Source organism: Pseudoalteromonas sp. bablab_jr010 (genome assembly GCF_016464105.1).
In the GTDB taxonomy this organism is placed as follows: domain Bacteria; phylum Pseudomonadota; class Gammaproteobacteria; order Enterobacterales; family Alteromonadaceae; genus Pseudoalteromonas; species Pseudoalteromonas simplex.
The window spans coordinates 1-18,350 of sequence record NZ_JACDWV010000154.1 but is presented as its reverse complement, the minus strand read 5'-3'; the positions used below and the strand labels follow the sequence as shown (position 1 = coordinate 18,350).

The following is an 18,350-nucleotide window of genomic DNA, read 5'->3' as shown; positions in this document are numbered from 1 at the left end:
GAGCAATCGCATGCGTTTTCGTGCGTTTGGTTCTTTACGAGAAAGCGCTAAAAGCTGTTCAGATATGTTTGGATTCAATGTTATTAACCGGTGATTTTATATAGCCTATATTAGATCAGATATTTAAGCGGAATGGTATAATTCACGAGCTCGCTCAGCTGCCGTTCATTAAATTAACTTTGCTTTGTTTATGGCTTTGATTTAGGATCAAATCAGTTTAAAAGCAAGAACTAATGGCCTGTGTCTAGATTACTTATTTGTTTATTATTATTTTTTTCGAGTGCTTCAACCTTTGCTGTTGAGGTGACTAGTTTATATCAAGATACTCTTAAAGTTGCAGACAAATCACGTGATGCTCGTTTGGCAGCAAGCCGTGAAGCTCTGCTAAATGTGTTGGTGAAAGTAAGTGGGGACACAAGCGCAGATCAAAACCCAGTTGCTAAACAACGCACCCGCGACATTTCCGATTACATGCTCAAATTTGAATATGACGAAAAAGCAGATGGCAGTTTAAATCTAGTTGTTAAGTTCGAAGCCAATAAGATTAATGCATTAATCAAAGATCTTGGCTTGCCATTGTGGGGCACGCGTCGTCCTTTAGTGGCTATCTGGTTAGGCATTGAAGATAACTGGCGCCGTGAATTGGTTACTCAAGAATCATACCCACAGCTTGAACAGCTTATATACGACAAAGCAAGTCGTCGTGGTTTACCTGTCGTTGTGCCACTACTTGATTTACAAGATCGCGCTATTGTTGGGATACCAGAAGTGTGGGGTAATTTCTCTGAGCCTGTAGAGCGAGCTTCAAGCCGTTATAGTGCTGAGCGCAGTATTACTGCAAGAATGTATCAACAAGCTGATTCAGAAACCTGGATCCTTGATTGGCGTTTCACTAATGCTGAATTATTCGATACTAATCGTTTGATGGGTGATAAGCAGCAAATTGTTGCAGACATGATTGATAGTTTAGCAGGTGGCTTAGCAGCAGAATACGCAATAGATCCAACGATGATTGGCCAACTTGCGACAGCAACTTTCTATCTTAAAGGTATCAATAACTTTGTTGATATTGAATTTGCTAAACGCCGTTTAGAGAGCTTAAGTGTTGTTACTCGTGCCGTAATATCTGTGCGTACACCTGATAGCGTTCAATTTACAGTTAATCACACTGGCAGCATGAATGATTTTAGAAAAGCGTTAGAACTTGATAGTGCCTTTAAAGCGTATCAGGACCCGCGTGATTTCTATCAAGTAGTCAATAAAGATGAGCTTGAATATCAGTGGCAGGGGCTTTAATCGCAGTGCAAGAACCAATGCAAATGGCATTGCCAGTTACTTTGCCTGATGATGAAACATTTACTTCTTATTTTGGTGGCGAAAACTCGCTTGAAGTGAGTCACCTTAAAGATGCGTTCACAAAGCTTAGTAACAAATTTCAATATACTTATTTATGCGGTTTGGGCGATTCAGGTAAATCGCACCTGTTGTATGCGACCTGTATTCACGCTCAAGAGCGCGGTTTGTCAACCATGTTACTTTCGATGCGTGAAGTGGTTGACTACGGCCCTGTAGTACTTGAAGGCCTCGAAAACCTTGACGTGTTATGTATTGATGACGTGCACTTGGTAGCAGGCAACGATGCATGGGAGAAAGGATTATTTAACTTTTTCAATCGCTTCAATGAGCCGGGCAAATACCTTGTGGTCACAGCTGATTTATTACCTGACATGCTGCATATCAACCTACCGGATTTAGTTTCGCGTTTGAAGTGGGGCACAACGTTACAAATTCGTTCAATGAGCGATGATGACAAAGCCGAAGCGCTCGTACGCCGTGCTCACATGCGTGGCCTTGAATTGACTGATGAATGCGCGCGCTTTTTATTAACGCGATTAAGCCGTGATATGCGTGCATTATTAGACGTTTTAGATAAACTTGACCACGCCTCAATGGCCGCACAAAGAAAATTAACAATTCCTTTTATAAAATCAACGTTAAAGCTTTAGTAGGGCTAGAATCTAGTCCTTGCTTTCAGTTATCATTAGCTATTACAAAAATCCTTCTGTGAAAGACCAGGTACTCAATGAACTTAGAAAATATTTTAGCGCAAGCACTTGAGGCAGTTGCCAGTGCGAATGAAATCGCGCAACTAGAAGATATCAGGGTTAATTACCTTGGTAAAAAAGGTGAAATCACCAGCTTACTTAAAACGCTAGGCAAGATTGCCCCTGAAGAGCGTAAAGAAGCGGGTCAAGTGATTAACCAAGCAAAACAAGAAGTACAAACAGCCATTAACGAAAAGCGTGAGTTACTAGCAAGTAAGGCTCTTGAAGAGAAACTAGCTGCAGAAACGATCGACGTAACTTTACCGGGTCGTGTTATGCCAACAGGTGGCTTACACCCAGTAACTCGTACTATTGAACGTATTGAAAGCTTTTTTGGTGAGTTAGGTTTTGCGGTTAAATCAGGTCCTGAAGTTGAAGATGATTTTCATAACTTCGATGCGCTAAATATTCCTGAGCACCACCCAGCGCGTGCTGATCACGATACTTTCTATTTCAACCCTAAGCTTGTATTACGTACACAAACAAGTGGTGTACAAATCCGTACCATGGAAACTGAGCAGCCACCACTGCGCATCATTTCTCCAGGTCGTGTTTATCGTAACGATTACGACCAAACACACACGCCAATGTTCCACCAAGTGGAAGGCTTAATGGTTGATACAGATGTAAGCTTCACTGAGTTAAAAGGTATTCTGCACGACTTCTTACGTAACTTCTTTGAAGAAGATATGGAAATTCGTTTCCGTCCTTCTTACTTCCCATTTACCGAGCCATCAGCTGAGGTTGATGTTATGGGTAAAAACGGCAAGTGGTTAGAGGTATTAGGCTGTGGCATGGTTCACCCTAACGTTCTTAAATCAGTGGGTATTGATCCAGAAAAATACACAGGCTTTGCATTCGGTATGGGTGTTGAGCGCTTGACGATGTTGCGTTACGGCGTAAACGACTTACGTGCATTTTTCGAAAACGATTTAAAATTCCTAAACCAGTTCCGTTAAGAGTGAAGATATAAAATGAAATTTAGTGAAAAGTGGTTAAGAGAGTGGGTTAACCCAGCAATCGACACACAGGCTCTTTCGGAACAGTTATCAATGGCTGGTCTTGAAGTTGACGGTGTTGAGCCTGCAGCAGCTGAGTTCACAGGCGTTGTTGTTGGTGAAGTGGTTGAGTGTGGTCAACACCCAGACGCTGATAAGTTACGTGTAACTAAAGTAAACGTAGGTGGTGATGAGCTACTTGATATCGTGTGTGGTGCACCTAACTGTCGTCAAGGTTTAAAAGTCGCTGTTGCGACTGTTGGCGCTGTATTACCAGGCGACTTCAAAATCAAAAAAGCCAAACTTCGTGGTCAACCTTCACACGGTATGCTGTGCGCATTCGTTGAGTTAGGTATCAGCGAAGAAGGTGATGGCATCATGGAATTACCAAGTGATGCACCAATCGGTACTGATTTACGTGAGTACTTAAGCCTAGACGACAACATTATTGATGTTGACTTAACACCTAACCGTGGTGATTGCCTAGGTATCAAAGGCCTAGCGCGTGAAGTGGGTGTACTTAACAGTGTTGATGTAAACACACTTGAAATCGCAGCAGTTGCTGCAACGATTGATGACAAAGTATCGATTGAGCTTGTGAATGATGATGCGTGTCCTCGTTATTTAGGTCGTGTGATCAAAGGTATTAACCTTGATGCAGAAACACCACTTTGGATGGTAGAAAAACTTCGTCGCAGTGGTATTCGCTCAATTGACCCTGTTGTTGATGTAACAAATTACGTGTTATTAGAGCTAGGCCACCCAATGCACGCATTTGATTTAAATGCAATTGAAGGTGGTATTAAAGTACGTAGCGCGAATGCAGGCGAAGAGTTAGTTCTGTTAGATGGCAACACTGCAAAACTAAACGAGTCTACGCTTGTGATTGCTGATCACAATAAAGCGCTTGCTATTGCAGGTATTTTTGGTGGTGAAAACTCAGGTGTAACTGAAGCAACTTCAGATATTTTATTAGAAAGTGCATTCTTTAACCCTGTCGCTATTGCGGGTCAAGCACGTAGCTACGGTTTACACACAGATGCGTCACACCGTTACGAGCGTGGTGTCGATTTTGCACTGCAAAAAGATGCGATGGAACGAGCGACAGCATTACTTCTTGAAATTGTTGGCGGTGAAGCAGGTCCAGTTGTTGAAGCAGTTGCAACTGACAAATTACCAAAAGTAACAGAAGTGCGTTTACGTCGTGAGCGTTTAGACCGTGTAATTGGCCACCACATTGATGATGCAAAAGTAACTGACATCCTAACGCGTTTAGGTTTAGACGTTAAAGTTGTTGATGGTGTATGGAGTGCTGACGTACCTAGCTATCGCTTTGATATTCGTATCGAAGAAGATTTAATTGAAGAAGTTGCGCGTGTATACGGCTATAACAGCATTCCTAACGTTGCACCAACTGCTAAATTAAAAATGACTAACCATGACGAGTCGCATGTTGCGGTAACTAAATTCCGCAATACGCTTGTAACACGTGGTTACCAAGAAGCAATTACTTACAGCTTCGTTGATCCAAAAGCACAAGCAATTTTACACCCGCAAAGTGATGCGCTTGTATTGCCACACCCAATTTCGGTTGAAATGTCAGCAATGCGCGTGAGCTTAATGCCAGGTCTATTAGCGTCGCTAGTTTACAATCAAAACCGCCAGCAACCACGCGTCCGTTTATTTGAGCACGGCTTAAAATTCTTACGTGACGAAAATGCTGAAAACGGCGTAAACCAAGTTGCTGTTATCGGTGGTGTAATCTCTGGTCTTGCGCACGGTGAACATTGGGTTCAAGAAAAGCGTAGCGTTGATTTCTATGACTTAAAAGGTGATGTTGAAGCACTTTTAGCTATTAGTAACGATTCGTCACGTTTTGAGATAAAAGCAGAGCAGTCTGATGGCTTACACCCAGGCCAATCAGCGGTTATTTATGTTGATGGTAAGAAAGTAGGTTTCTTTGGTGCAGTGCACCCACAAGCGCAAAAGTCACTAGATATCAACAACACAGCATTTGTGTTTGAAATCGAAATGTCTGCACTAGAAAAAAGAAAATTACCAGAAGCCGTGGCAGTGTCGAAATTCCCGTCAAACCGCCGTGATATCGCGATTTTAGTGGAAGATCACGTAAAATCTGGCGATATTTTAAATGTCATAGAAAAAGTTGGCGGAAATCAATTGGTTGACCTAAACTTATTCGATGTGTATAAGGGCAAAGGTATTGAGCCAAATTATAAGAGTTTGGCGATTGCTCTAACACTGCAAGCGGTTGATAGAACGCTCGAAGAGAAAGATATCAATCAAGTAGTTGATAATGTGGTGGCCGCACTGGCCGAACAATTTAACGCATCGTTGAGGGACTAGATATGGCGCTTACTAAAGCCGACATAGCTGAACACCTATTTGAAAAACTCGGGATCAATAAAAAAGATGCCAAAGATTTAGTTGAAGCGTTTTTTGAAGAAATCCGCTCAGCGCTAGAAAAAGGCGAGCAGGTTAAGCTCTCTGGATTTGGTAACTTTGATCTTCGAGATAAGAAAGAACGTCCAGGCCGCAATCCGAAAACAGGTGAAGATATTCCTATTTCGGCGCGCCGAGTTGTGACTTTTAGACCAGGTCAAAAGCTAAAAACTCGTGTAGAAGTTGGCACAAGCAAAGCAAAATAAGAAAAGGCAGCGTTAGCTGCCTTTTTTATTTGTCTGAGCACTGCACATTAGCGAGTTGGAATTATCAAAACCCGCGTGGTGATACGAAGCTTCCTTCTTGGATACTGTCGTAGGTTTTTTGTGCTAAATCATCTAAGCTGTCTAGGCTTTTGCCTGCGGCAGCAAGTTGATTTTCGATAGGTAAAATATCGACATCTTCATACCCTGATAATTGTGCTACACGTGCAAACGTGTAGGCATGCTTATACTTTTCGTGTTTGTAGAATAAGCTCACAAGAGTAGGGTAGATCTCAGGGTTGGGTGTTTCACCTGCTTGATTTAGCTCTAGCGTTTTGTAGAGCAAATCAATGGTTTTTTCATCATCAAACTTCACGTAGTAGCTAGCTAAGAAAAACTGCATTTCGGCATCTTCAGTCACCCGTTTATCTTGTTTTTCTTCCAAGGCGAGTAATTTAGTTAACGCAGATTGGTCATTATTACGTGACCAATGGTAATACAACAAGCCTGGGTGGTCTGTGTTTTTGGTATCTTGAAAAATACGTGTCATTTCTTTAATGCTTGTTAAATGACCTTCAACGCGAGAGGTGGTTTTTTCTTTTAGTTTTATATGCTCAATCTTGGCCGCAAGCGATACACATTGATCGTATTTCTCAAAGTCTTTTAATAATTGATATTTGTTTTCGTCTGTTGGCGACTTATATTCAACATAACGTTGAATGATGACCTCGGCACGTTGCTCTTTACAGTGACTGTCTTTATTTAAATCACTGCAGAAGCCAGGTGTTTCGTCGCACACTTTCGCCAGTGTAAGCGGATCTTCACAGCCTGCTAATGCCAATAAACCAAGCAACACGCTTGCTCTTAATAACATTCCTTAACCTCTACTTAATTTGTACTACTTTATTCTAGCGCAATGATTTGTTCTGTAACAGTGGAGAATCGTTCGAGTTTAAATTAGAATACCCCTGCCTGAGATGTGTTGCTCTCAAATCACAACACATTTTTTAAGGCTATCCGTTCAAAATTGTTTAATTAGGTAAAAAAAATGACCTCATCTCACGAGTTAGAATACACAAGCAGCTGGCAAGAACGTCAAGATTACGCAGAAAGTATGCAACCTATTATTGGTAGACTTTACCGTAATCGTGGTATCGAAATCGCTGTATATGGCCGTCCTCTCGTTAATGCCAGTACAATCGATATCATCAAAGCACACAAAACAGTTGCTCAGTTTGAAGGTACAAAACTACGTTTACGTGAAAGCTTCCCTTTCTTAGAAGCAATTAGCAAAATGGACTTAAACTCAGCACGTATCGATATTGGTAAACTAGCGTATGGTTATTTGTTTAACGATGCTGCTAAAGGTCGCTCAGTTGAAGAGTACTTAACTGACGAATTAGCAGAAATCGCAAACTCAGAGCGTAAAGAACCACGTGATGTTGTGTTATACGGTTTCGGTCGTATCGGTCGTTTATTAGCGCGTCTTTTAATCGAGAAGTCAGGTCCTTATGCAGACCTACGTTTACGTGCAATCGTTGTACGTGGTGGTAAAGATGGTGACCTAGAAAAGCGTGCAAGCTTACTTCGTCGTGATTCTATCCACGGTCCATTCAATGGCTCAATTACAATTGACAAAGAGCGCAATGCAATTAAAGCTAACGGTAGCTACATCCAAGTTATCTATGCTAACTCACCAAGCGAAGTTGATTACACAGCTTACGGCATTGAGAATGCGCTTATTGTTGATAACACAGGTATTTGGAAAGACGAAGCAGGCCTTGGTCAGCACTTAGAAGCGAAAGGCGCAGCTAAAGTATTATTAACTGCACCAGCTAAAGGTAACATCAAGAACATCGTGTACGGTGTTAACAACCAAGATATCAAACCTGAAGATAAAATTGTCTGTGCAGCAAGCTGTACGACCAATGCTATTACGCCAACGTTAAAAGCGCTTAACGATAAGTTTGGTATCAAAAATGGTCACGTTGAAACTGTTCACTCGTACACCAATGACCAAAACTTAATTGATAACTACCACAAAGCTGAGCGTCGTGGCCGTGCTGCTGCACTTAACATGGTTATCACTTCAACAGGTGCTGCAAAAGCGGTTTCTAAAGCTTTACCTGAGCTTGAAGGTAAACTAACTGGTAACGCTATCCGTGTTCCTACGCCAAACGTATCAATGGCTATCTTGAACTTAAACCTTGAAAAAGGTACAACTGTTGAAGAACTAAATGCGTTCTTACGTGAAACAGCACTTCATTCAGACCTTCGTGATCAAATCGATTACACAGCGTCTACTGAAATCGTATCGACTGACTTAGTAGGTAGCCGTTACGCAGGTGTTGTTGATTCACAAGCGACAATCGTAGATGACAACCGCGTTGTACTTTACGTTTGGTACGATAACGAGTTCGGTTATAGCTGTCAGGTAGTACGTTGTATGCGTGATATGGCTGAAGTAACTTTCCCAAGCTTACCTCGCTAATACCTAAGTTATAAAGAATCTAGAAGCCAGCATTATGCTGGCTTTTTTAGTCGTGAAAGTTTTTGCAAATTTTCAGCATGTGATAGGCTGTTAAGGGTCTACACCATATTACTAACAAAACGTTCTAACTACAGAGCGTTGACTTAATTCTGAACTAACAAGCGAATAGCTAAGAATTATTTTTAACCAATAGGTTTATAGAATGAAAATCACCAGCAATTTTGACAGTGGTAATATCAAGGTTATTGAAGCCGTTGATCCACTGAATATTCAATTAGAAATCAATAAAGACAATCAGTCTGATTTTTTCCAGTGGTTTCACTTTCGTCTTGAAACAACTGCGTTTCAAAACCATAAATTATACATTAATAACCTAGAGAACTCAGCATACCCTGATGGCTGGGAAGGTTACCATGCGGTTGCATCATACGACCGTCAAACTTGGTTCCGTGTCCCATCTGAGTACGCAAACGGCACACTATCATTTGAAGTAGAGCCTGAGTGCGGCAGCATGTACTTTGCTTACTTTGCGCCATACAGCTATGACCGTCACTTAGATTTACTAGCATGGGCACAAAGCCAACATGCCTGTGAATTAGAAACATTAGGCGAAACCCTTGATGGCCGTGACATGAGTGTTTTACGTGTGGGTATTCCTAGCAGTGAGAAGAAAAAAATCTGGATCACGGCGCGCCAGCACCCAGGCGAAACTATGGCTGAGTGGTACGTTGAAGGTTTACTTCATAAATTACTTGATGATGAAGACCCACATGCAGCGGCACTATTATCTAAAGCGGTATTCTACATCGTGCCAAATATGAACCCAGATGGCAGTGTGCGTGGTCACCTACGTACTAACGCTAAAGGCGTTAACTTGAACCGTGAATGGCAAACACCGAGCATGGAAAATAGCCCTGAAGTTTTCTTAGTGCTTAACAAAATGCGAGAAACTGGCCTTGATATGCACTTAGATATTCATGGTGACGAAGCAATTCCTTATAACTTTGTTGCGGGTAGTGAAGGTATCCCGGGCTACGATGATCGCTTAAAAGAGTTAGAAGATAGCTTTAAAGCTGCGCTTTTAACTGTGACGCCTGAGTTCCAAGACGAACATGGTTATCCAAAAGATGAGCCGGGCCAGGCTAACTTAACTGTCGGTTCTTCTGCTGTCGCGCATGAATTTAATGCATTAGCGTACACGGTAGAGATGCCATTTAAAGATAACGATGATTTACCAGATCCAGATTATGGCTGGTCAGATCGTCGCTCGTATCAATTTGGTCAAGATACGTTAGCGGCTATTGTTAACGTGGTTGATAAATTAAGATAACGACCCTTACGGGCATCAGCAAAACTGATGCCCGTAATTGTATCTGATACCAATTTGCAAAAATACTTAATTAAACAAATTGGTATGAAAGTTAAAAAAGCAGCGGTGCAGAGCAGGATGCATCGAATGTTAATTTAGTAGGTACATTTATCATATTGAAAATTAACTGTTAACAAACTTGGTTGGTTTAAGTTAATATCCAATATATTCAGCTGTGAAGTAACAAAATTTCATTTTTATTTCTCACAGTTATCGAGTCGCGCATTCTCACAAGCTCACGCTGAGTATCGTAACTAACAATAAAAAATATAATCATAGAGGATATCCATGGAAGCTTTAGTAAGCGCCGTTAACGACATAATTTGGAGTGATGCACTCATTTATTTATGTCTAGGCGCAGGTCTGTTTTATTCCGTTTTAACCCGATTCGCACAAGTTAGACATTTTAAAGAAATGTGTAAATTATTACTTAGCTCTAATAATTCAGATACGGGTATTTCTTCGTTTCAAGCGCTAGCGGTTTCGTTATCAGGCCGTGTAGGTGTAGGTAATATTGCCGGGGTTGCTGCAGCAATCGGCTTTGGTGGTCCGGGTGCGATTTTCTGGATGTGGATAGTTGCGTTTCTTGGTGCAAGTACTGCGTATGCCGAGTCAACACTTGGTCAGATTTATAAATCAGAAGAAGACGGTCAATATCGCGGTGGCCCAGCATATTACTTCGACCGCTGCTTACAGCAAAAGTGGTTAGCCGTATTATTTGCAGTATCGGCGATTATTGCTTGTGGTGTATTCCTTCCGGGCGTTCAAGCGAATGCGGTAGGTAATGCATTCACACAAGTTTTTGGTGAAGGCACATTGGTTAGCACCAGCTTTGGTGAAGTAGGTAGCTTTAAGTTGGTTGCTCTTGCAATCATCTTAATTGTGCTTGCATTTATCATCTTTGGTGGCATTAAACGTATCGCAAACTTCACACAAATTGTGGTGCCATTTATGGCGCTAGGTTACATCGTGTTAGCGTTAATCGTGGTGTTCTTAAACCTAGATAAAGTGCCAGGTATCTTCTCAATGATCTTATCTGATGCATTCACCGCGCAAGCAGGCTTTGGTGCTGCTATTGGTTGGGGTGTTAAACGTGGTATTTACTCAAACGAAGCAGGGCAAGGTACGGGTCCGCATGCAGCATCAGCTGCCGAGGTAGATCACCCAGCTCAACAAGGCTTAGTGCAAGCATTTTCTGTTTATGTTGATACCATTTTTGTTTGTACAGCAACTGCGTTAATGATTCTAATCACTAAACAATACAACATTGTGGGTGAGTTACCTGCAGGTCAATTCATTGTGCAAAACGTTGATGCTGCAACTGAAGTAGGCTCTGCTGCTTTTACACAAATGGCATTATTTAGCGTATTTGGTGGCTTTGGTGAAGCATTCGTTGGTATTGCTTTATTCTTCTTCGCATTTACTACAATTCTTGCTTATTACTATATTGCTGAAACGAACGTTGCTTATTTAAACCGTTATTTCAAAGGCAATATTCCGTTGGTTGTTGTGAAGTTTGTCATCATGTTTATGGTGGCTTACGGTATGGTAAACAACTCAGGTTACATCTGGAATATTGGTGACATTGGCGTAGGCTTAATGGCCTGGATCAATATTGTGGGTATTTTGGCTATTTTCTTTGTCGCAAAACCTGCACTTAACTGTTTACGTGATTACGAAGATCAAAAGAAAGCCGGTGGTGAAATCACTTTTGATCCCGTTAAATTAGGCATTAAAAATGCGACTTTCTGGGAAAAGCGTCTAGCTGAAAAGGCGAAACAGAAACAATAAATCGTTTTTTTGAGTTTTTACGGTGAATTTAGTTGTGCAGGTTTTCGAATCTTCATAAATGAATGAAATTCAAAAAAGACATCGACTCATAAAACAAGTACAATAAAGGGCGCCTAAAGGCGCCTTTTTTATGCGTAGTATGGAGAAAGATATGGCGATTATTAGTTGCCCGCAGTGTGCAAAATCAATATCTGACAAACATAAGCAATGCCCGCATTGTGAATGCCAAGTCACCGATCTAAGCAATGAGCAATTGCAGCAAATGCAAAAAGAAACGCGCATTCGTAGACAACAAAAGTTTATGAATCAGTCTTTCCTCGCACTGATTTTATTTTTAGGGGGCTTTTTCTGTTATTACTTTATGCACCCCGAAGCAAAGTCTCTTGAGTGGTATGCCTATACATCGGCAATGGCAGTAGGTTTTGTGTGGTATCTTGTGAGCCGCATCTATTTAGTTGTTTTAAAAAAGAAAAAGTAACATGAATATTGATCACATCGTTAAAAATATCACCCCAGAAGTATTTGAACGTCTTCAGTATGGTGCCTCTACGGGTAAGTGGCCAGACGGCACCCCTTTGACTGAGGAGCAAAAACAACAAACCGTTCAACTCGTAATGCTTTATCAAGCTAAAGTTTCGCAAAGCAATGAGCAATTTACCATTGGCGCAAATGGTGAAATGGTGCAAAAGAGCAAAGCTCAATTGCAAAAAGAATTCGCATCAGAAAATGAAATAGCTAGGTTTAGTGAAAATGATCTTTAAACACCTGTTTACTCCAAAGTGGAAGCATCCTAAAAACCAAGTGCGTTTAGCTGCGGTAGAACGTCTTGATACAGAGCGTGACCTTAGCATCTTAAATAGCATTGCCCTTGAAGACAGCTCAGCTGAAATACGCAAAAAAGCATTAAACAAAGTGAACGATATTGTTTTATGGTGGCAAGCATACAAGCAAGACCAAGCACTGAAAGACCTTGCTGAGCAGCATATTAACCAAGCGGTTTTAAATACCGACAGCCAACTAGATGCAAATATCAAAAATGAATTTATTGAGCGTTATGCACCAGTCAAAACTCTTGAGAAACTCGCCTTTGCAGAAAAAGAACTTCAAGTTCGTGTTAAGTTATTAAAGCGTTTAGCAAACCCAAGCTTAATTGATAAAGCTTTTAAAGAAGGCCGTGAAGAGCTGCAATTGCAACTTGTTGAGCTTGTGATTAATCATCAACTTGCTAAATCACTATTAAAGCATGCAAAAGGTGAGGCGCATACCCAACTGGCGACTCATCTTGACAATGAACGCTTAGCGATAGAAATGCCTGCCAAAGTAGAAGCTGATACACGTGTGGTATTAGCAAAGCTTAATGCGCTTCGTGATAAAAATGACTTTCAGTTAGTGTCGATGCAACATGCTGAGTTATTACAGCAGTGGCAAGCTATCGAACTAAAATGGCTGAGCGATGAGCAAGTAAGCACGTTAGATAAGAAATATTCAGCGATTACGCAAAAGCTTGAATCGCATATTGCAGTTTTAAGTAAAGAGCATGAAGCAGCGCAGCAAGCGTTAGCTGAGCAACAACGTCAGGTATTAGCACTTGCAAGCCTTGAAGCAATTGGCGAAGAAATTGAAAATGCATTGCAATTAGGTTTAGAAACACCAGAGCAAATTCAACAAGATTGGCTAGAGGCAAAAGTTGTAGAGGCAAAAGATGCCTTAGCAGAGGCGAACTTATCTGAAAGTAAACATGTTAGTGATGTAAAACAGCATTTAGCAACTTTATTTAAGCAAGTTGAACAGTTACCGCAACTAGTTAGCGCGATTGCTGAGTTTAAAGAGGCATTTGATCAATTAAATATCGTTGCGACAACTGAAGATGAAAGCGAGTTTGACGGCTTAAAGCAGCAGTTTGAGCAACAGCAAAAACTAGCACGTAAAAAGCTGGCAAGTATTCCTAGTCGTTTACAAGGTCGCTTCAAAGCAAATTTAGCTGAAACAATAAACAGTTGGCAGCAAGCGATGGCACCGCTGACGAATAAGTTTGAGAAAAATCAACAAACAGCTAAGCGTAAAGCTCGTGATGTAAAACGCTTAATTGAGCAAGGTCGCTTTAATGTTGCCTTTGGTGTGTTTAAAGGTTTTGAAGAGCTATACGCAACACTTACAGACTATTACAAACAGCCATTAAATAGCCTTAAAGCTGATTTAGAAGCCCAACTAGCAGAAGCAAAAGATTGGCAAAAATACGCATCGGCACCAAAGCGTGATGCGCTACTCGTTGAAGTAAATGAACTTGTTGCAACCGAGTGTACTGACCCTAAACAACGTGCAGAGCATGTTAAACAGTTACGTCGTCGTTGGAATGAGTTAGGGCGTTTAGATACTGATGCAGAAAAGCAACAAGGCGAGTTATTCGATCAACAAATTGAATTACTGTTTGCGCCGTGTCGTGAGTATTTCGCAGAGCAAGAGCAACAACGTGAACAAGCTAAAGCACAGCGCGTTGAAATAATCTCGCAAATGCAGCAGTTAACAGAGCTTGATAGCTCTTCTGATGAGTTTGATTGGAAGCAGTTTGAAAGCAAGTTCAACCGTACCGCAAAAGCGTGGCGTTCTGCAGGTAACGTCGATCCTAAAACATACCGTGAACTACAAGCGCAATTCAAAGCTGCACAATCACAAGTTCAAACTCAACTTGCTGCATTTCATAAAGCAAACGCTGATCAAAAAGCAGCACTTGTTGAGCAAGCAACACAGTTATCACAAAGTGATGATTTAGCTGCTGCGTGCCAAGAGCTAAAAGCGCTTCAACAAACTTGGCAGACTATTGGCTTTGCTGGAATGAAAGCTGAAAACACCTTATGGCAGCAATTCAGACGAGTTAATGACGAGACTTTTGCTAAGCGCAGTGCTGAGTTTGAACAGCAAAAGCAAGTACAGCAACAAAATGACGAAGTTGCCGCACAGCAGTTAAGTGAGCTTGAGTCTGCACTTGAGACCGTGATGCATCTTGCACAGCTTAAAGATTTAACAGTGAAGCTAGCAGAGCTTGAATACTCAAAAGCGTTATCGGCACGCGTGACTCAGTTAGAGGCAGCGATTAGTGCAAAATCAGCGCTAATTAGTAAGCAAGCAGAGCAGTCTAAATTAACGGCTTTATTTGCTGCTCTTGAAAGCAACAGCGAACTGCCTTCGCAGTTTCAAGCTTCATTAACAACTAAGCTAAACGCTGCGCAGCTGTTAACTCGTATCGAAATTCTGGCAGGCGTAGAATCGGCTGATAGTCAGTTACGTATGACAGAGCAAGTTGCGATGTTAGATGATAAACACCGTGGCGAACAGGCAGATGTTTATTATTACTTAAAGCAATTACTTGCAGTCAGTGAGGGTTCAGTTTCAGCTGACACACTAGCAAGGCTTAAAGCAATATTTGCAATTTAACGAATAAAACCGCTTTTTAAAGCGGTTTTTTTCCGTGTGTTTTTGAGGAAAACAATGAGAATTTTATTACTACTTACCTGTTTATTTTTAGGGGCATGTAAAACGACAGATCAAGGGATGTCTGTTTACTCGTTTACCAACTCTGAAATTGAAGCAGCCCTTGCTAATCAATTACCAAAACTAAGTGAACAGATTAAGCTGATGGGCTTACCAGTTGATTTTGCGGTAAACGACCTGAGTGTCAATGTTGGCCCAGATAAACGTGATGTGGTGGTTTTAGGGGCCGATTCTAGTGCCGTCATCAAAGCGTTTGCGCTTAAGTATCCAGTACGCTTAAAGCTACAAATCGAAGGTAGCCCATTTTATGACAGCGAGAAAAAAGCGGTCTTTTTACGTAATGTAAAACTGGTTGATACAACAATCGACACCGCGGGTTTCAAGGGCAGCTTAAACTTATTAGATGATCAGGCAATGCAAGTGATTAACGGCTTTTTAGCGGTTAATCCTGTCTATAAGTTAAATATGAACGACCCTAAAGTTGCACTATTGAGCAAATTACCATTAGATATGAAAGTATCTCAGGGCGAAATTATCTTAGTGCCTACACTGTAAACCCATACGATATATTAAAGCGGCTTCTAGTCGCTTTTTTTATGATTGCTTGTTAAGCATGTTCAACCTTGTCATAATTGCTCGTGATATTTCGCGAATTGAGTGATTACTATGATCAAGGAATTTTTAAACGACCCCACGTTATTGCTAAACGCCGTTGGCGAGGGAATTTATGGCTTCGATTTATCGGGTAATGCAGTTTTTGTAAACCCTGCCGCTGAGCGCATGACAGGCTGGAAAGCAGACGAACTCCTTGGTAAAAAAATACATCAATATCATCACCATACTCGTAAAGATGGCTCGCCATATCCTGCAGATGAATGCCAAATATATTGCACTATGTTCGATGGCAAACACCGTCATGTAAACGATGAGGTATTCTGGCGTAAAGATGGAAGCTATTTTGCTGTTGAGTATACTTCAACGCCAGTTTATAAAAATGGTGCCTTGATTGGAGCAGTCGCGATTTTTCGCGATGTATCAAAACAGCAGCAAACAGAAGCGGCGTTGCGTGATGCCTTAGCACAAGTTCAGCACCTATCTGAGCAGCTTCAAGCTGAAAATGCTTACCTTATTTCAGAGTTAAACGAAGATTGGCAAGACTCTGGCTTAGTTGGGCAAAGTCATTCATTTCAAAGTATGCTCGAGCAAATTACCTTGGTAAGCCAAACTAATAGTACGGTTTTGATTTTAGGTGAAAACGGCACGGGTAAAGAGCTGGTGGCACGAAACCTTCACCGCTTGAGCAATCGTGCTGAGCAACCTTTCATAAAAGTAAACTGCGCGGCGTTTTCCGCCAACTTAATTGAATCTGAGTTATTTGGTCATGAGAAAGGGGCGTTTACTGGCGCTAATGAACGCAGAAAAGGGCGTTTTGAACTGGCTGATAAAGGCACTTTATTTTTAGATGAAGTTGCAGAGCTGCCATTAGAGGCGCAAAGTAAATTACTGCGGGTACTACAAGAGCAAGAGTTTGAGCGTGTCGGTGGTAGTCAAACTTTAAAAGTCGATATCCGAGTGTTAGCTGCAACAAATCGTAACTTGTGGCAAATGGTTGAGCAGGGCAGCTTTCGAATGGACTTGTATTATCGCTTAAATGTGTTTCCCATTCGTGTGCCTGCACTTCGTGAGCGCAAGGAAGATATTCCACTCCTCGCAGCAAATATTATTACGCAGCTGAACAAGCGCTTAGGTAAACAGTTAAAAGGGCTTAGCAAAGCAACACTCACCAAACTGGCGAATTATGATTGGCCAGGTAATATTCGTGAGCTACAAAATATTCTAGAACGTGAAGCAATTCTGTCTAAGCAAACTGTACTGCAGCTTTCAGCACCTTTGAGTAACGAGCAATCAAATGAGCAGGTGGTTTCTCTTGATGCAGTACAAAAGCAGCATATTTGTGAGGTGCTAAAACGCTGTAACGGGCAAATATCAGGTGAAAATGGTGCTGCAATCTTGCTGGGACTTCCCGAAAGTACCCTTAGATCAAAAATGAAAAAGCTAGCGATAAAGCGCTAAATCGTGAAATATCGCGATAACTCGCGATATATCGTGCTTTCAGTTGTTTGAATGTAAATTTAATCATTTAATATCAATAACTTATTTTTATTTTGTGTTGGCCTGATAGTTGCTCTGTCAGGCTATTACCGACACAAAAGTAAGTAGCAAAATGAAATTTGATATTAAAGAGCAAGACTTAATCATCAAGCCCTACAACCAAGAAGGGCCAATTTATATTCGTGAGCAAAAGGGGTATTTCCAACGTATCCGCCGTTACTTAGGCTGGGTGCTGATGCTGACGTTCATCGCCATTCCGTGGATCCCCTATGATGGCCGCCAAGCCGTATTACTCGATGTAGCCAGCCAAAAATTTACCCTGTTTGGTTTAACGCTGTTACCACAAGATTTTATGATCTTAGCTATGTTATTTATGACAGGGGCGTTTGCATTGTTTTTCGTCACTAATTGGTTAGGGCGTGTTTGGTGTGGTTACACTTGCCCTCAAACAATTTGGATGCTGATGTTTACTTGGGTCGAACACAAAGTTGAAGGTAACCGTAATCAGCGTATTAAACTTGATAAAGCTCAATGGTCAGTAAGTAAATGGCAAAAGAAAATCACTAAGCATGCAGCTTGGCTGGTGATCTCATTGCTTACATCTATGTCATTTATGGCTTATTTCATTCCTGCTAAGTCTCTATACATGAGCTTATTTACCCTAGAAATGTCTGGTATCGTCAGCTTTTGGGTATTCTTGTTCGCGTTTTGTACCTATGGTAATGCGGGATTCTTACGTGAAAAAATGTGTACAGTGGCGTGCCCATATTCGCGTTTTCAATCAGTGATGTTTGATAAAGACACGTTAGTTGTTACCTATGATCAAGCGCGAGGGGAGTCTCGTGGTGCGCGTAAGCGTAAAGCCGACCCTAAAGAATTAGGCTTAGGTGACTGCGTAGACTGTAACCTATGTGTTGAAGTATGCCCAGCGGGTATCGATATTCGTAATGGCTTGCAGTATGAATGCATAAACTGTGGCTTATGTATTGATGCGTGTGATAGCACTATGGAAAAATTCAACTATCAAAAAGGACTGATCAAATACGCCTCAGAAAAACAAATGGAAGGCAAAACGACCAACCCATTTAGATTAAAACTGCTTGGCTATGGCGGTTTAACGGCGCTGTTTGTCGTGGGCATGGTTGTGTGGATGGCAATGCGTACACCTATTGAGGCTTCTGTCATTCGTGAGGCGTTGTTTCCTAAAAGTTTGAACTATCTTGCCAGCCTGTGATCAGATCATCTATATCCTACTAGCCTGTGCAACAACAATGAGCAAAATCACAAACTGGTCTCACTATAATCAAGCCCTCGTTAACCGCGGTAATATTC

The 18,350-nt window shown here is 41.4% G+C and carries 14 protein-coding genes and 1 pseudogene; 14 read left to right on the top strand and 1 reads right to left on the bottom strand.

Annotated elements, in window-relative coordinates; genetic code table 11:
• Positions 1-240: 240 nt before the first annotated feature.
• The 5 genes from JIG37_RS16080 (at position 241) to ihfA (ending at position 5,769) form a co-directional block, all read left to right on the top strand.
• Positions 241-1,296: a DUF2066 domain-containing protein gene (locus JIG37_RS16080; RefSeq protein ID WP_199529815.1), complete on the top strand. Its 1,056-nt coding sequence runs from the start codon at positions 241-243 to the stop codon at positions 1,294-1,296.
• Positions 1,296-2,006: a DnaA regulatory inactivator Hda gene (hda, locus tag JIG37_RS16075; RefSeq protein ID WP_199529816.1), complete on the top strand. Its 711-nt coding sequence runs from the start codon at positions 1,296-1,298 to the stop codon at positions 2,004-2,006. Before JIG37_RS16080 ends, hda begins: the two co-directional genes overlap by 1 nt.
• 77 nt (positions 2,007-2,083) lie before the next feature.
• Entirely contained in the window at positions 2,084-3,064 is a 981-nt protein-coding gene (pheS, locus tag JIG37_RS16070; RefSeq protein WP_054552893.1) for a phenylalanine--tRNA ligase subunit alpha, read from the top strand.
• A gap of 15 nt (positions 3,065-3,079) precedes the next feature.
• Entirely contained in the window at positions 3,080-5,467 is a 2,388-nt protein-coding gene (pheT, locus tag JIG37_RS16065; RefSeq protein ID WP_166340674.1) for a phenylalanine--tRNA ligase subunit beta, read from the top strand.
• 2 nt (positions 5,468-5,469) lie between these two features.
• On the top strand, positions 5,470-5,769 hold the full coding sequence (gene ihfA / locus JIG37_RS16060; RefSeq protein ID WP_002960690.1) for an integration host factor subunit alpha: 300 nt from the start codon (positions 5,470-5,472) through the stop codon (positions 5,767-5,769).
• Positions 5,770-5,833: 64 nt separating this feature from the next.
• On the opposite strand, the gene JIG37_RS16055 is transcribed toward ihfA, so the two are convergent.
• A complete protein-coding gene (locus tag JIG37_RS16055; protein WP_166340675.1) occupies positions 5,834-6,640 on the bottom strand; it encodes a DUF2989 domain-containing protein in 807 nt (268 codons plus the stop codon).
• 174 nt (positions 6,641-6,814) lie between these two features.
• Between JIG37_RS16055 and JIG37_RS16050 the strand changes: the two genes are divergently transcribed.
• The 9 genes and pseudogenes from JIG37_RS16050 to ccoG form a co-directional block, all read left to right on the top strand.
• A complete protein-coding gene (locus tag JIG37_RS16050) occupies positions 6,815-8,257 on the top strand; it encodes a glyceraldehyde-3-phosphate dehydrogenase (RefSeq protein ID WP_054552896.1) in 1,443 nt (480 codons plus the stop codon).
• Positions 8,258-8,459: 202 nt separating this feature from the next.
• Positions 8,460-9,587 carry a M14-type cytosolic carboxypeptidase gene (locus tag JIG37_RS16045; protein WP_166340676.1) on the top strand — a complete coding sequence of 376 codons (1,128 nt, stop codon included), beginning with the start codon at positions 8,460-8,462 and terminating at the stop codon, positions 9,585-9,587.
• A 327-nt stretch (positions 9,588-9,914) separates the two neighbouring features.
• Positions 9,915-11,417, top strand: coding sequence for an alanine/glycine:cation symporter family protein (locus JIG37_RS16040; protein ID WP_054552898.1), 1,503 nt, complete (start codon positions 9,915-9,917; stop codon positions 11,415-11,417).
• Positions 11,418-11,568: 151 nt separating this feature from the next.
• Entirely contained in the window at positions 11,569-11,895 is a 327-nt protein-coding gene (locus JIG37_RS16035) for a hypothetical protein (protein ID WP_054553080.1), read from the top strand.
• Between the two features lies 1 nt (position 11,896).
• Positions 11,897-12,178, top strand: a complete 282-nt coding sequence (locus tag JIG37_RS16030; protein ID WP_054552899.1) for a DUF1315 family protein — start codon at positions 11,897-11,899, stop codon at positions 12,176-12,178.
• A complete protein-coding gene (locus JIG37_RS16025) occupies positions 12,168-14,849 on the top strand; it encodes a DUF349 domain-containing protein (protein WP_199529814.1) in 2,682 nt (893 codons plus the stop codon). The genes JIG37_RS16030 and JIG37_RS16025 overlap by 11 nt, the downstream gene beginning before the upstream one ends.
• Before the next feature lie 54 nt (positions 14,850-14,903).
• Positions 14,904-15,461 carry a DUF1439 domain-containing protein gene (locus JIG37_RS16020; RefSeq protein ID WP_166340678.1) on the top strand — a complete coding sequence of 186 codons (558 nt, stop codon included), beginning with the start codon at positions 14,904-14,906 and terminating at the stop codon, positions 15,459-15,461.
• Between the two features lie 111 nt (positions 15,462-15,572).
• Positions 15,573-16,979, top strand: a complete 1,407-nt coding sequence (locus JIG37_RS16015; protein WP_199529813.1) for a sigma 54-interacting transcriptional regulator — start codon at positions 15,573-15,575, stop codon at positions 16,977-16,979.
• 151 nt (positions 16,980-17,130) lie between these two features.
• Positions 17,131-18,210: pseudogene (gene ccoG, locus JIG37_RS16010) on the top strand (cytochrome c oxidase accessory protein CcoG); the annotation flags it as partial.
• Positions 18,211-18,350: the final 140 nt, after the last annotated feature.

Excerpts from the sequence above, each read along its gene's own strand:
- pheS (WP_054552893.1), top strand. The coding sequence starts at position 2,084 with ATGAACTTAGAAAATATTTTAGCGCAAGCACTTGAGGCAGTTGCCAGT.
- pheT (WP_166340674.1), top strand. The coding sequence starts at position 3,080 with ATGAAATTTAGTGAAAAGTGGTTAAGAGAGTGGGTTAACCCAGCAATC.
- ihfA (WP_002960690.1), top strand. The coding sequence starts at position 5,470 with ATGGCGCTTACTAAAGCCGACATAGCTGAACACCTATTTGAAAAACTC.
- JIG37_RS16055 (WP_166340675.1), bottom strand. The coding sequence starts at position 6,640 with ATGTTATTAAGAGCAAGCGTGTTGCTTGGTTTATTGGCATTAGCAGGC.
- JIG37_RS16050 (WP_054552896.1), top strand. The coding sequence starts at position 6,815 with ATGACCTCATCTCACGAGTTAGAATACACAAGCAGCTGGCAAGAACGT.
- JIG37_RS16045 (WP_166340676.1), top strand. The coding sequence starts at position 8,460 with ATGAAAATCACCAGCAATTTTGACAGTGGTAATATCAAGGTTATTGAA.
- JIG37_RS16040 (WP_054552898.1), top strand. The coding sequence starts at position 9,915 with ATGGAAGCTTTAGTAAGCGCCGTTAACGACATAATTTGGAGTGATGCA.
- JIG37_RS16035 (WP_054553080.1), top strand. The coding sequence starts at position 11,569 with ATGGCGATTATTAGTTGCCCGCAGTGTGCAAAATCAATATCTGACAAA.
- JIG37_RS16030 (WP_054552899.1), top strand. The coding sequence starts at position 11,897 with ATGAATATTGATCACATCGTTAAAAATATCACCCCAGAAGTATTTGAA.
- JIG37_RS16025 (WP_199529814.1), top strand. The coding sequence starts at position 12,168 with ATGATCTTTAAACACCTGTTTACTCCAAAGTGGAAGCATCCTAAAAAC.
- JIG37_RS16020 (WP_166340678.1), top strand. The coding sequence starts at position 14,904 with ATGAGAATTTTATTACTACTTACCTGTTTATTTTTAGGGGCATGTAAA.
- JIG37_RS16015 (WP_199529813.1), top strand. The coding sequence starts at position 15,573 with ATGATCAAGGAATTTTTAAACGACCCCACGTTATTGCTAAACGCCGTT.